Source organism: Cyanobium sp. Morenito 9A2 (assembly GCF_024345575.1).
In the GTDB taxonomy this organism is placed as follows: domain Bacteria; phylum Cyanobacteriota; class Cyanobacteriia; order PCC-6307; family Cyanobiaceae; genus ATX-6F1.
On record NZ_JAGQBJ010000005.1, the window covers coordinates 137702 to 150999 of the forward strand.

General features: G+C 67.0%; 15 protein-coding genes. 5 read left to right on the forward strand and 10 right to left on the reverse strand.

Going from position 1 to position 13298, the window contains the following annotated elements; genetic code table 11:
* Positions 1–340: 340 nt before the first annotated feature.
* The 4 genes from KBY88_RS08440 to KBY88_RS08455 form a co-directional block, all read right to left on the reverse strand.
* A complete protein-coding gene (locus KBY88_RS08440) occupies positions 341–871 on the reverse strand; it encodes a sterol desaturase (protein WP_254939478.1) in 531 nt (176 codons plus the stop codon).
* 59 nt (positions 872–930) lie between these two features.
* The gene (locus KBY88_RS08445) at positions 931–2109 is read right to left on the reverse strand and encodes a UDP-2,3-diacylglucosamine diphosphatase (protein WP_254939479.1); all 1179 of its coding nucleotides are present in this window, start codon (positions 2107–2109) and stop codon (positions 931–933) included.
* Between the two features lie 62 nt (positions 2110–2171).
* Entirely contained in the window at positions 2172–3284 is a 1113-nt protein-coding gene (mtnA, locus tag KBY88_RS08450) for an S-methyl-5-thioribose-1-phosphate isomerase (RefSeq protein WP_254939480.1), read from the reverse strand.
* Between the two features lie 172 nt (positions 3285–3456).
* Entirely contained in the window at positions 3457–3660 is a 204-nt protein-coding gene (locus KBY88_RS08455) for a hypothetical protein (protein ID WP_254939481.1), read from the reverse strand.
* A 135-nt stretch (positions 3661–3795) separates the two neighbouring features.
* On the opposite strand from KBY88_RS08455, the gene KBY88_RS08460 reads away from it, so the two are divergent.
* Complete coding sequence (locus KBY88_RS08460) at positions 3796–4167, forward strand: VOC family protein (protein WP_254939482.1); 372 nt, start codon at positions 3796–3798, stop codon at positions 4165–4167.
* A gap of 30 nt (positions 4168–4197) precedes the next feature.
* Here KBY88_RS08460 and KBY88_RS08465 read toward each other — a convergent pair whose 3' ends face one another.
* The 5 genes from KBY88_RS08465 to KBY88_RS08485 all read right to left on the reverse strand — a co-directional run bounded on the left by KBY88_RS08465 (position 4198) and on the right by KBY88_RS08485 (position 9532).
* Positions 4198–5487 carry a SufS family cysteine desulfurase gene (locus KBY88_RS08465; RefSeq protein WP_254939483.1) on the reverse strand — a complete coding sequence of 430 codons (1290 nt, stop codon included), beginning with the start codon at positions 5485–5487 and terminating at the stop codon, positions 4198–4200.
* Positions 5484–6788, reverse strand: a complete 1305-nt coding sequence (gene sufD, locus KBY88_RS08470) for a Fe-S cluster assembly protein SufD (protein WP_254939484.1) — start codon at positions 6786–6788, stop codon at positions 5484–5486. Before sufD ends, KBY88_RS08465 begins: the two co-directional genes overlap by 4 nt.
* Positions 6789–6790: 2 nt before the next feature.
* A complete protein-coding gene (gene sufC, locus KBY88_RS08475; protein WP_254939485.1) occupies positions 6791–7609 on the reverse strand; it encodes a Fe-S cluster assembly ATPase SufC in 819 nt (272 codons plus the stop codon).
* Between the two features lie 86 nt (positions 7610–7695).
* Positions 7696–9141 carry a Fe-S cluster assembly protein SufB gene (gene sufB / locus KBY88_RS08480; RefSeq protein WP_254939486.1) on the reverse strand — a complete coding sequence of 482 codons (1446 nt, stop codon included), beginning with the start codon at positions 9139–9141 and terminating at the stop codon, positions 7696–7698.
* Positions 9142–9154: 13 nt separating this feature from the next.
* Positions 9155–9532, reverse strand: a complete 378-nt coding sequence (locus KBY88_RS08485; protein ID WP_254939487.1) for a ferredoxin thioredoxin reductase catalytic beta subunit — start codon at positions 9530–9532, stop codon at positions 9155–9157.
* Between the two features lie 256 nt (positions 9533–9788).
* Between KBY88_RS08485 and sufR the strand changes: the two genes are divergently transcribed.
* Both sufR and KBY88_RS08495 read left to right on the forward strand, forming a co-directional pair.
* Positions 9789–10445: an iron-sulfur cluster biosynthesis transcriptional regulator SufR gene (sufR, locus tag KBY88_RS08490; RefSeq protein WP_254939488.1), complete on the forward strand. Its 657-nt coding sequence runs from the start codon at positions 9789–9791 to the stop codon at positions 10443–10445.
* A complete protein-coding gene (locus KBY88_RS08495; protein ID WP_254939489.1) occupies positions 10442–10825 on the forward strand; it encodes an NDH complex assembly factor CRR9 in 384 nt (127 codons plus the stop codon). The genes sufR and KBY88_RS08495 overlap by 4 nt, the downstream gene beginning before the upstream one ends.
* Here KBY88_RS08495 and KBY88_RS08500 read toward each other — a convergent pair.
* Positions 10822–11622 carry an EamA family transporter gene (locus KBY88_RS08500; protein ID WP_315858117.1) on the reverse strand — a complete coding sequence of 267 codons (801 nt, stop codon included), beginning with the start codon at positions 11620–11622 and terminating at the stop codon, positions 10822–10824. The two genes, KBY88_RS08495 and KBY88_RS08500, sit on opposite strands and share 4 nt — an antisense overlap.
* A 43-nt stretch (positions 11623–11665) precedes the next feature.
* Between KBY88_RS08500 and KBY88_RS08505 the strand changes: the two genes are divergently transcribed.
* Both KBY88_RS08505 and KBY88_RS08510 read left to right on the forward strand, forming a co-directional pair.
* Positions 11666–12295 carry a phycobiliprotein lyase gene (locus KBY88_RS08505; protein WP_254939491.1) on the forward strand — a complete coding sequence of 210 codons (630 nt, stop codon included), beginning with the start codon at positions 11666–11668 and terminating at the stop codon, positions 12293–12295.
* A 130-nt stretch (positions 12296–12425) separates the two neighbouring features.
* Positions 12426–13187: a phycobilisome rod-core linker polypeptide gene (locus tag KBY88_RS08510; protein WP_254939492.1), complete on the forward strand. Its 762-nt coding sequence runs from the start codon at positions 12426–12428 to the stop codon at positions 13185–13187.
* Positions 13188–13298: the final 111 nt, after the last annotated feature.

Here is a 13298-nt window from a genome sequence, read left to right on the forward strand (position 1 = left end):
CCAGAACCTCACCCCAGACAGCAGAGGGGAGGGCGATGGCAGGGCGATGGCAAGGCGGAATCCCCGCCAAGCGCCCGGGGAACCGGACGGGTTCGGGATCTCCAAGGAAACTGAAGAATCCGCAGATTCTCTCCCTGCCAGGCCGGTTCCCGTGGAGGTGGGTCAGGACGCTTCGGTCTCCGATCACCCCCGCAGCCGCCCTTTGACGCCAAGAACGCATCCGCCGCGCGCACCCAGGCTCGGGACCGTCCCGGCGCGGCCATGCGATCGCCCCCCTGGCCTTGTCAAGCCCAGGCGGCTGGACCCAACCCAGGCACCAGGTTGAAGAGCCCTGGGCTGCTCACGCCTGCCCCAGTGCGCCCACGGGCCGCAGGGCGCGCAGCCGCCGGCGCAGGTACCGAAGCATCCGCAACCACTGCTGGGCCGGGGCGTCGTAGAAGCTGAAGATGTCGCCGAAGGCGGCGAAGCCGTTGCGGTGGTGCTCCCAATGGCACTCAGGTGTCACCACACCGAGCCGATCACACAGCGCGCGCACGGGCTCCGGCGTGCGCCAGCCCAGGCTGCCCACGTGCCGCCAGACCACGTGCAGCTCCCCCAGCAGCAACCCGATCCCAGTGCCAAAGGGCGAAAGCGGCCAGAGCAAGGGCGCCAGCAACAGATAGGGCAACGCCCCCAGAAGCCCGTCAAGGATCACCAGCGGTTGGCGGGAGAGCACGGCGTAGTGGCGAAAACACCGGTTCCTGCCGTGGTGCACCTTGACATGAAAGCGACCGAAGGCGTGCTCCGGGACGTGATAAAAGAAAGTGGAAAGAAAATCACCCACCACCAGCAGCAACCAGGCCGTCAGAGAGGCCAACAACAAAGCACTCATGCTTGGAGCGAAACTGGCCAGAATGGAAGCCAATGCCAAGATGAGCGCTCACAATTGGATCAAGCCCGAACCGTATCGGCAACAGTTAAAGGGCCCCTTATGGGGGGATTAAAATCATCTAGATTCAGATCGACTTTGGAGAGATCCGCCACCGGTGCGCCACACACCGCACAGGGTCGCTGAGGGTAACTGTTGAAAGGAAATTTTGGTGGCTGAAAGGGCACGATTCCCCGCTGGCGATCAAAACGAACCATGCCGATCGTGCCGTCATGGGCCACCACCAGGGCGGTGCGGCCCAGCTGCCGTTGGCTGCGGGCCCAGCTGCCGTCGTTGTAGGTGGTGATGTGGCAGGGCCACAGCACATCGCCCGGGGCGGCTGGGGGCGATTCAAAACCGGTGACCTCTGGGATGTGGGTGTGACCATTGATCACCCCATCGAGGCGCCTGCCGGCCCGGTTCTCGCGGAACAGGTGCTGGGTCAACAGCCGCTTCAGCACCCGGTCATGGCCCGTGCGTGTCTTGATCGCCCGCTCCAGGGCAAAGGCCAGCGAGAAATCCGACGACTCCAACCCCCGGGCCTGGGGCACCGGCCACTCCCAGGGCTGGGCGAGCAACTCCACGGCGCTCTGCAGGATCGCCTCGGGATCCCAACTCGCCAGGGGTCGACTGGGGCGCAGCGCCTCAGCGGCGGAGCGGAACAGGCCGACCAGCTGGCTGTAACGCTCGGTGAGGCGCGTGAGCTGAGCGGCCAGATTCTGGTGGAAATGGATCACCCCGTCGTACTCATCGCCGTGGCGCACCAGCAGCCGGCGGCCATCGGGGGTGGTGTAGATGTCTTCGCGCCGGATGGCGAAGCCGTCGTGCTCCAGACCCGCGTACCTGCGCAGGTAGGCATCGTGGTTTCCCGGTACATAGACCACCTTCACCCCCGAGCAACCGAGCGCGCGTAAATCGCGAAGCACCTGCAGGTGAGTGTGGCGCAACAATCTGCGGCTGCCGAAGAAGCCCTTCTCCAGCGGATCGGCGGAGGTGGCCTGGAAGGCCCGATCGACGCTGGCCGCCAGGAAGGCTTCGCTGACGTTGGCATTGATGCGGATCGCCTGCAGGTCGATCACATCGCCCACCAGATAGAGCACCCGGGGGCGAATCAGGGCCAGAAAACGACTGAGCTCCTTGGCCTCACACTGATTCGAACCCAGATGCAGATCGGAGATGAACAGGGCGGCACAATCGAGCACGACAGATCACCGCTTTGTTGTTGACCATCCCTTAACCTTTTCAGGCCCCAGGCGCGCGGAACTTAGGCCTGGGCATACAACGAACGCAACCCCTCCTCACTGGCCTCGGCCACGCCGCGTTCCGTGATCAACCCCGTCACCAACCGCGCCGGGGTGACGTCGAAGGCGGGATTGAAGCCCATGCTGCCGTCGGGGCTGAGCTGCACTGTGATCGGATCGCTCCCGTAGGCAATCTCCCCAGGACGCCCCTGGATATGGGTCACCTCACGGGCGGAGCGCGCCTCGATCGGGATCTCGGCCACCCCGTCGTCGATCGTCCAGTCGATGGTGGAGGCGGGCAGGGCCACGTAGAAGGGCACGCCGTTGTCGAAGGCAGCCAGGGCCTTGAGATAGGTGCCGATCTTGTTGCACACATCGCCCGAGCGCGTGGTGCGGTCCGTGCCGACGATCACCACATCCACCTGGCCGTGCTGCATCAGATGACCGCCGGCGTTGTCGACGATCACGGTGTGGGACACCCCCTCACGCCCCAGCTCGAAGGCGGTGAGGCTCGCCCCCTGGTTGCGCGGGCGTGTCTCATCCACCCACACATGAATCGGAATCCCCGCCCGGTGGGCCTTGTAGATCGGGGCCAGGGCCGTGCCCCAGTCCACCGTGGCCAGCCAGCCGGCGTTGCAGTGGGTGAGCACGTTCAATGGTTCCCCCTGGCGCTCGACCGGGCGGGCGGCGGCGATCGCCTGGAAGATCCTCAACCCGTGGTCGCCGATGGCCTCACACATCGCGACATCTTCATCGGCGATGGCGGCGGCTTCGACCTTCGCGGCCTCTGCCCGCTGCTCCGGCGGCAGGGGCCGCACGCGCTCACGCACCCGTTCCAGGGCCCAGCGCAGGTTGATGGCCGTGGGGCGGGTGGCGTTGAGCTGCTCGAAGGCAGCCTCCAGCGCTGAGTCGCCGGGGTCGTGCCGCAGGGCCAGCATCAGCCCATAGGCACCGGTGACGCCAATCAGGGGAGCCCCCCGCACCACCATGGTGGCAATGGCCTGTGCCGTCTGATCGAGGCTGGCGAGCGAACGGGTTTCGAAGCGATGCGGCAGCAGGGTCTGGTCGATCACACCCACCGCAGCGCCGCCCTGCTCCAGCCAGATCGTGCGCCAGGCCTTGCCGTCGATGTTCATCCGCCCCGCTCCTTGTCAAGTCAACCGTTCACGGATCCAATCCTGGGGGATCGTTGGCCCCGGGGCGTGTATCCCACCCACCTCCTGGGCCAGCGGCCCTGGCCCGCCGCCTTCGGACGGCTCCGACCTCCTTGGCCTGAAGCACTGAGGGAGGTTCCTTTGGCGCCCCTCGTCAGAACGGCTCCTTTGCTTCGCTTTCAAGCGAGCCCTCAGCCGCGCCAGCAGTTGGTGATCGCTGTGGTGGCGGTGCTGGGGGCCGCAGGGTGGGCTGGCGGCGGTTGGCCACGGTCACCGCCAACGAGCGCGCCCAGGGGGCGATCGAGGCCCCAACGGCGCCGGTGCTGCGGAAAGATACGGGGATCACGGTGGCAGCCACCGGCTCGTGCAGGCCGGGCGGATCATGCACATCCGCGACGGGCGGATCAAGCCCCACGGGCAAGGGTGATGAAGACGACCGGATCACTTGGAATACCGAACCTAAGGTTCAAACCACCCTCCACCCGACACCGCCATGGCCACCAATCCCGTCATCTGGTTCGAGATCAACGTGTCCGACATGGAACGGGCCAAAGCGTTCTATGGGGCCGTGTTCCAGGTGGAGTTCGAGGACATGTCCAACCCGGCCATGGCCTACTGGAGCTTCCCGATGGACAACGCCCAGGTGGGCGCCGGTGGGGCACTGATGAAGGTGGAGGGCTGCGAGCCCGGGAAGGGCGGCACACTGGTGTACTTCAGCTGTGGGGATTGCGCTGTGGAGGAAAGCCGCGTGGTGCCCGCCGGAGGCCAGGTGTGCCGCCCGAAAATGGCCATTGGCGAGTTCGGTTTCATCTCCGTGGTGATCGACACGGAAGGCAATGCGATCGGCCTGCATTCACTGGCCTGAAGCAGTGGTCTCCCCGGAGCCGATCCAGCCTCAGCTGTGCTCCCGAAGGAAACCGATCGTGCCCTGGAGTTCCTCGGCGAAGCGGTCGATTTCCTCGGGCGTGGTGGTGAATCCCAGGCTGGCCCGGGCCGATCCGGCGAGGCCGTAGTGGCGGTGCAGGGGCTGGGTGCAGTGGTGGCCGCTGCGAATGCAGATGCCGGCGGAATCCAGCAGGGCGGCGATGTCGTTGGCGTGCAGGCCCTCCACCGTGAACGCGGCCAGGGCGGCGCGATCCGGTTGCTGCTCGGGCGTGGGGCCAAGGATCCGCACCCCCTCGATCGCCTGCAACCTGGCGAACAGCTGGCGCGTCAGCTGCTGCTCCCAGGCATGGATGCGCCCGAGCCCCAGGCCCTGCAGGTAATCGAGGGCCGCTCCCATGCCGATCGCCTCGCCGATGGCCGGGGTTCCGGCTTCGAACTTGTGGGGCAGACCCGCCCAGGTGCTGGAGCCCAGCTGCACCTCCTCGATCATCTCGCCGCCCCCCAGGAAAGGCGGCATCGCCTCCAGCAGCGCCTCGCGTCCCCACAGAAAGCCCATGCCCGTGGGCCCGCAGAGCTTGTGGGAGGAGCCCACCAGGAAATCGGCGCCGAGATCGGCCACATTCAGTGGCAGGTGGGGGAGGCTCTGGCAGGCATCCACCAGCACCAACGCACCGGCGGCGTGGGCCAGGCGGGTGATCTCGGCGATCGGGTTGAGGCAGCCCAGGGTGTTGCTCACCTGCACCAGGCTCACCAGCCTCGTGCGCTCTCCCAGCTGGGCCTTGAAGTCGTCGAGATCCAGTTCACCGGTGGGGGTGAGCCCCACATGACGCAGCACGGCGCCCGTGCGGGCCGCCAGCAGCTGCCAGGGCACCAGGTTGCTGTGGTGCTCCATCACCGACAGCAGAATCTCATCGCCGGGGCGGATGTTTGCGTCACCCCAGCTGCGGGCCACCAGGTTGATCGCCTCGGTGGCGTTGCGGGTGAAGACGATCTCGTGGGGGCTGGCGGCACCGATGAAGGCCGCCGTTTTGGTGCGTGCCGCCTCGAAGGCTTCGGTGGCACGGCCACTCAGTTGGTGGGCGCCGCGGTGCACGTTGGCGTTGTCATGGCCGTAGTAGTGCTGCAGGGCCTGGAGCACCTGACGGGGCTTCTGGCTGGTGGCGGCGTAATCGAGATAGATCAGCGGCTGCCCCAGGCAGGCCACCTGATCGAGCAGCGGGAAATCCGGACGCGTCATCAATGCCAGGTTCTCGGCCGGCTCGATCGCGGGGATCAGCGGTGGGAGGGCCAGGCTGGTCATGGCCGCCGCTCCGGAGCGCTCAAAGCAGAGCCCGGCTGCAGCACCCTCGCCAGGGGCTCCCAGACGGCGGCGGCCGCGGGAAGACCCTTGAGCACTTCGGCGCAGAAGCCACGCTTGAGCAGGCTGGCGGCGAGCTCGGCGTCGATGCCGCGGCTCTGCAAATAAAAGAGCTCATCGAGCTGCAACCGGCTCACGGTGGCGCCATGGGCGCAGCGCACGTCGTCGGCGACGATCTCCAACTCGGGCTTGGTGTCGATCCGGGCCAGGTTGGAGAGCAGCAGGTTGCGGCTCAGCTGGGCGGCGTTGGTGCGCTGGGCCGCCCGGGGCACGCGCACGGCACCATTGAAGATGCTGCGGCCGTGGTCATCGGCGATCGCCTTGTGCAGCTGCTCGAGGTTGCCATCGGGCCCCTCGAAGCGCACCCAGGCGTGGGTGTCCGCCACCTGATGCTGCTCCGCCAGCTGCAGGCCCGCCAGATGGGTGTGGGCCGCGCCGCTCACCTGACTGATGCGGGGCTCCAGGCGCGACAGCGCCCAGCCGCGGGAGGCACTGGTGAACTGATAGCGGCTCTGGGGTTCCTGCTCCACGGCCACATGGGCCAGCAGGCTGGCCGGGGCCTCCCCGAGGGCCAGCAGACCATGATTGACCGCGGCCTTACGGCCCAGGTGCAGCTCAAGAATCAGGCTGGTGAGGCTGGCGGCCGAGCCCAGCAGCACCTGGGTGAGCTCCAGCTGGGCCTTCTCCTCCACCACCACCAACACGCGCAGGGGGAGCACCGCCTGGTCGTTGCAAGCAGCACTGACGAGTTCCAGCTGAACGATCTCCCGCCCACTCACGCGGAGGGCCAGGCAATCGCCGGCGCTGGCGTGGTTGAAGGCCACGGGCCAGTGGTGCTCAGCGCCCACAGCCGCCAGGGTGTGGCCCAGGGCCTGGCTCAGCTCCAACGGCGCCAGGGGGCGCAGACCGGGCGGCAGTTCCACTCCAGCGAGGGGATCACTGCGGCCATCGAGCCACAGGCGCGTGACCCCGGGGGCCGCCGGGGGCCAATCGGCGGGCGGCGCCACGGGAGCCGCGTCCCAACGGGGGCTAAGGGCTGTCAAGCCTCCCAGATCAGTGAACCGCCAATCCTCCTGGTGCCGACGGGGCAGGGGCAGGGCTTCTAGGGCGGCGCGACCGCGACGCTGCACGTCCGCCAGCACACCCACGGCGGGCGGTAACTCTTGCAGGAGCTTCGCGCTCCAGGCCTCGATCGCCGTGGCGTGATCGGCGGCCCCGGTTGTGGTGTCGCTCGCCAGGACCATGGTCAGGCCACCTCCAGAGGCGTGCGGGCGTTCTCGGAAAGCTCCAGGGCCGCTAGCTCCTCGTCGACCCAGTCGTAGCCGCGCTCCTCGAGTTCCAGGGCCAGCTCCTTGCCGCCCGTGCGCAGGATGCGGCCCGCCGCCATCACGTGCACATAATCAGGGGTGATCACCTCAAGCAGGCGCTGGTAGTGGGTGATCAGCAGAGTGGCATTGTCAGCCGTGGCCAGTTGATTGACCCCGCCAGCGACGATGCGGAGGGCGTCGATGTCGAGGCCGGAATCGGTTTCATCAAGGATCGCCACCAAGGGCTCCAGCAGCGCCATCTGAAGAATTTCGTTGCGCTTTTTCTCACCCCCGGAGAAGCCTTCGTTCACCGAGCGTTCCAGAAAGGCCGGGTCCATCTGCACCACCTTGAGGCGCTCGTTCACCAGATCCTCGAAGGCAAAGGTGTCCAGCTCCTCCTGGCCCTTCTGGCCGCGGCGGGCGTTGGTGGCCACCCGCAGAAATTCCAGGTTGCTCACCCCGGGAATCTCGATCGGGTACTGAAAGCCGAGGAACACCCCCATCCGGGCCCGCTCCTCCGGGGGCAGCGCCAGCAGATCCTCGCCCCGATAGCGCACCGAACCGCTGGTCACCCGATAGGAGGGATGGCCCGCCAGCACCTTGGAGAGCGTGCTCTTGCCACTGCCGTTGCGGCCCATCACCGCATGGATTTCGCCGGCGCGGATCTCCAGGTTCACGCCCTTGAGGATCGGCTGATCCTCCACGCGGGCGTGGAGATCGGTGATCTGGAGCAGAAGTTCAGCGTCGGGACGGATCACAGGGCCTGGGGTTGGGGCAGAGCGGAAGGAAGGCAGGCCCTAGGGGGAGCTGCACGGGAGCGGGGATGGAAGGAACGAAGCGGGACTCAACCCACCGAACCCTCCAGCTTGAGAGCGAGGAGCTTGTCGGCCTCGGCGGCGAACTCCATCGGCAGCTGGTTGAACACATCGCGGCAGAAGCCGCTGACCATCATCGACACCGCCTCCTCGAAGCCAATGCCCCGGCTCTGCAGATAGAAGAGCTGGTCTTCGGAGATCCGGCAGGTGCTGGCCTCGTGCTCGATCGCGGCGTCGGGCTGCTGGGAGCGGATGTAGGGGTAGGTGTTGGCGGCGGCCTGGTCGCCGATCAGCATCGAATCGCACTGACTGAAGTTGCGACCCCCAACCGCCTTGGGCCCCATCTGCACCAGACCCCGGTAGCTGTTGGAGGAATGGCCGGCGCTGATGCCCTTGCTCACGATCGTGGAGCGTGTGCGCGGACCCACGTGGATCATCTTGGTGCCGGTGTCCGCCTGTTGGCGGTGGTTAGTGAGGGCCACCGAGTAGAACTCGCCCACCGAATCAGCCCCCTGCAGCACGCAGCTGGGGTACTTCCAGGTGATCGCCGAGCCGGTCTCCACCTGGGTCCAACTGATATGGCTGCGGTCGCCGCGGCAGTGGCCGCGCTTGGTGACGAAGTTGTAGATGCCACCCACACCGTTCTCATCGCCGGCGTACCAGTTCTGCACGGTGGAGTACTTGATCGAGGCGTCATCGAGGGCCACCAACTCCACCACCGCCGCATGCAGCTGATTGGTGTCGAACATCGGTGCGGTGCAGCCCTCGAGGTAGCTCACCGAGGCGCCTTCTTCAGCCACGATCAAGGTGCGCTCGAACTGGCCGGTGTCGCCGGAGTTGATGCGGAAGTAGGTGGAGAGTTCCATCGGGCATTCCACCCCCTTGGGGATGAACACGAAGGATCCATCGCTGAACACCGCTGAATTGAGGGCCGCGAAGTAGTTGTCGTTGCCGGGAACCACCGTGCCCAGATAGCGCTCGATCAGCTCGGGATGCTCCTTCACAGCCTCACTGATCGAGCCGAAGATCACCCCGTGCTCCGCCAGCTTCTCCTTGTAAGTGGTGGCGATCGAAACGCTGTCGAAGACCGCATCAACGGCCACGTTGGAAAGACGCTTCTGCTCGCTCAAGGGGATGCCGAGCTTCTCGAAGGTTTCCAACAGCTTCGGATCCACTTCATCGAGGCTGGACTTCTTCGCCTGCTCTTTGGGGGCCGCGTAGTAAATGATGTTCTGATAGTCGATGGCTGGGAAACCGAGGGTGGCCCAGTCGGGTTCCTCCATGCGCAGCCATTGGCGGTAGGCTCTCAGACGGAAATCGAGTAGGAAGGACGGCTCCTCCTTCTTCGCTGAAATCCAGCGGACCACGTCCTCGCTCAGTCCCTTGGCGATTTTGTCGGTCTCGATGTCGGTGACGAAGCCATACTTGTACGGCTGGCTCACCAGATCTCCGAGCGGGGAGGCGGCTGCGGTCATGGCGGTGCGGCGCTCAGCCTGCGGTGTGGGAAAGAAGTTCTTCTGTGCTGATGGTCTGGCTCTCGCCGCGGAAGGGGTTGTCCTCGGTGAGGAAGAGCATGCAGTGACACTCCTTGCGCTCCCGCATCGGCACGCAGGGGCAATTCCAGAAAGCCTGGGAGACCTCGGCCTGCTTGTCCTCGTAGTGGCGACAGGGGCAGAGGGCACCCCCGAGCTCATCCTTGTGGCGGGCAAGGCCCTCGAGTACCACGGCTGTCACGCCGGGATCGCTGCAGAAATAGGTGCCGGTGCGCTTGGCGTAGGTCTCGGCAAACTTGCGGATCACCTCAAGGCTCTCGGAGCCGGCCCCCGCAGGACCGCTGGATGCCGTAGCTGAGGAGGCGTCTGACATGGTTCGACGGGACGGTGGGCGGCACCACGGCGTGGGGGATGAGGGCTTGGAGAGATCCGGCCGGACAGGGCCAGCCTCCAATTACGAAACTCTGGGGTTTCGTTAGTTGGAGCCTAGGGCACCGCAGCAGGCACCGGAGGTGATGGGGCCATTGTGGCCCTTGCCTGACCCTTGCCCGGGCGCTGACCACAGATTCCTGCCGCGCGTGGCAAGGTTGGGGCACGGTCCGCTCGCCGGCGGAACCGTGAACGACCCGATGAGCCCCTCCACCCAGGCCCCCACCCGCGAGGCGGCACTCACCCTGCTGTTGCACACGGGTGACGCGACGGCGGCCCAGTTGGCCGACCGCCTGGAGGTTTCAGTACAGGTGATGCGTCGGCACCTGCGCAGCCTCGAAGACGACGGCCTCGTGGAGGCCAGCCCCGCCGCCGAGGGCCCCGGTCGCCCCAGCAACCACTGGCGCCTGACACCCCGAGGCCACGACCAGTTCCCCGACGGCAGCGAGCAGTTCGCCCTCGGCCTGCTCAGCTCGATCAACGCCAGCCTGCCCCCCGGCACCGTCCAAGCCTTGCTGGAGCAGCAGGCCCAGGACAAGGCCCGGCTCTATCACCGGCAGATCGGCGAAGGCAGCCTCCGCACCCGGGTGGAGCGCCTGGTGGAGCTGCGCCGCCGGGAGGGTTATGTCACCGAATGCCGCCCGGACCCCGAGGGCAGTGGCTGGCTCATGAGCGAATTCCACTGCTCGGTCTCGCGCATCGCCGAGCAGTTCCCGGTGGTGTGTGCCCAGGAACTGGAGCTGATTCGCCACACCTTCCCCGACTGCTCGGTGGAACGCATGCATTGGCGCCTGGAGGGGGGCCACTCCTGCGGCTTCCGCCTCCAGATCGAGAACGGCATATCACCCCAGCGGTGAATCCCTCCGGCCCCCTCAGTGATCGCGACCTGGGCCTGCTGGAGTCCAGTCTGCTGCCATCTCTGGAGCGCCATCACCTGCGCCTGCTCGCCCACTGCCTGCGCTGCCTTCAGGAGATCGCCGGGCGGGGCCACGGCCCCATGCCCGTCAGCGTTGCGATCGAAGCCTGGATGGCCCATGAGCCCCGCTTCCAGAGCGACCCTGGCTTCGCCCCGGTGTTCCTGGAGCAACTGCTCAGCGGCGCCGCCCAACTGGAGCGTCTGGCCGCCGAGCTGGGCTGTGATCCCCTCACCCTTGAGCTGACCCAGCTGGTGGCCTGGGCCGAGGGGCAGGCCCAGGAGCGCTTGAACGGTGCGCCGTTGACACGCGATCCGGCTTAACCCCCCAGGCCCACCACCAAGCCGACACCCGCCAGGGCCAGCAGCGCCGCCGCCCACCCCCGCCGCCCCGGCCTGTCCCTTTCCAGGGGGGCCAAGGGCAGGGCCATCACCGGCGCTGTGGCCATCAGCACCACAGGCCAGCGCGGCCGCTTCGGCAGGGGACCGCAGCGGGCGCGCGGCAACCGCCCCAGCAGCGGTAGCAACACCACAACAGCGGCGGCAAGGCGCACGGCAGCGGATTGCAGCGGCCCCACCGTGCCCACCACCAGCACCGAACGGGCCAGGAGCGCCCCGGCTGTCCCGCAGGCCAGGGCCCCAAGGGCCAGGGGCACCCCCCAGGGGTCGGGGGGCCGCCGCTGGCCGTCAGAGTCGCGCACGCCACGGGCCACCAGCAGCACCGCCAGGCTGATCAGGCCGATGCCCAGCCACTGGCCGGGCCGGGGCACCTCCGCCAGCGCCAGGACACCCACCAAGGCCGTGAGAGCCGGTCCGCCGGCATCGAGGGTGAGGGTGCGGCGGGTGCCCAGGCGCCGCAGAGCCGCAAAGAACAGGCTGTCCCCGAGGCCGATTCCCACCACTCCGCTCAGGGCCAGGGGCAGAAGGACCGAGGGCGGCACCGCCCCGGGAAGCAGCCCCAACACCGGCCCCAGCAGGGCCAGGGCCAACAGGTTCTTGAGCAGGTTCAGCTGGGCGGGGCCCAAGGAGGTGGGCAACCGCCGCCAGAGGCTGGTGGAAAGGGTCCAGCAGAGGGCTGCCGCCAAGGCCGCCAGGGCTCCGAGGGACAAAAGAGGCGCCACCAAGGCCGTCGCTTGCGATCATCGCTGTAGCCGCTGCCGCGCCGTGAGCCTCTCGATTGCCGATGCCCTGAGTTTTTTCCAGCTCAGCTGCGGCCGCTGGCGCTCCCAACGCAGCAGCCACCACCTCCTGTACCGCAGCGCTGAGGCGGGCGGCTCCCTGATTGAAGTGGTGGAAGTGGTCGCCGGCGACCCGCGGCTGTTGGCGATTGCCGAACTGCATGGCCAGGACCCCGCCGGTCTGGTGGGGGGCTGCCAAGTGCGCTGGAGCGGCTCGATGGCCTGGGACAAGGCGGGCGAAGCCCATGAAGGCGAATCCGTCTTCGGGCTGATCCCCAGCGATGAACGGGGCCGCGTCGGCCTGCTGCTGCGCGACCGGGGCTACGCCGAGACGGCCCCGGTGGCTGGCCACTTCGCGATGGACGCGCGCGATGGCCTCCTGCTCAGCACCAACTACGAAACGATGAACTCCCTGGAGCGCTTCAGCTTCGCCGGGCCTGATGTGCGCCTGCGCACCAGCACGGTGGAGGGGCTTTCCAACACCGCTTCCTTCTGCATCGAAACCCGCTGGCAGGGAGCCGATGGCGCCGAAGCGCCCTCAGCAGCAGCCGTTGGAGCGCCTGAGTCCGGAGCCGCCCCCCCCCCGGCGTCACCCCTTTCAGCCTTCGGCTGGTGAGTCCCCCGCGGGGGGTGGGCCGGCCACGCAGCAGGGTGCAAACGTTACGGATCGTGAGTCCTGCCTGGCCAGCGAGAAGAGGCCCAGAGGCGCACTTCTACGATCACAGGCGTCGGATGCCGATAGACGCGTGGCGCTCCCCCTACTCAAGTACGCACCCACGACCCAGAACTCCCGGGTCAAGGCGTTTCGGGTGGGTTCCGACGAAGATCCCAAGGCCGTTGCGCTGGACAAGGTCCTGAGCCGCGACGATCAGAACTTTGTGATCGAATCGGCTTACCGCCAGCTCTTCTTCCACGCCTTCAAGGTCGACCGGGACCACACCCTCGAATGCCAACTGCGCGACGGTCAGATCACCGTGCGCGACTTCATCCGCTCCCTGGCCCTCTCGGACACCTTCGTTCGCAGCTTTTACAACCTCAATAACAACTACCGCCTGTCCCGCCACTTGGTGGAGAAACTGCTCGGTCGTCCGGTCTACAGCCAGGCCGAGGAAATCGCCTGGTCGGCCGTGATCATGACCAAGGGCCTCAAGGGTGCCGTGGACGCGATCCTCGACAGCGACGAGTACCTCGAGAACTTCGGCTACGACACGGTTCCCTACCACCGGAACCGGGTGGTGGGCTCCCGGGCGCTGGGTGAAACCCCCTTCAACATCACCACGCCCCGCTACGACGCCTACTACCGCGGCATCTTCGGTTTCCCGCAGATCGTCTACACCGGCGCAGGCAAAGCCTTCCCGGTTCGCGCCACCCAGCGCCGTGGCGGCAACCCCGAGGATTACCTCCCCTGGGTGCGCTCCCTGCCGGCCCTGCGCAACGCCGGCAATGCCGCCAGCAGCGCCAGCATCGACTACCTCTCCAAGGTTCCTTACCGCAGCATCGGTCGCTGATTTCAGCGCTTTTGCCAGCCCGGCAAGGCCATCAACAACGGCGGGAGATCCCCGCCGTTTTTTTCATGGTTGGTGGCAACCGGAGCCGTCAGAAGATGCTGACCCTTGCCC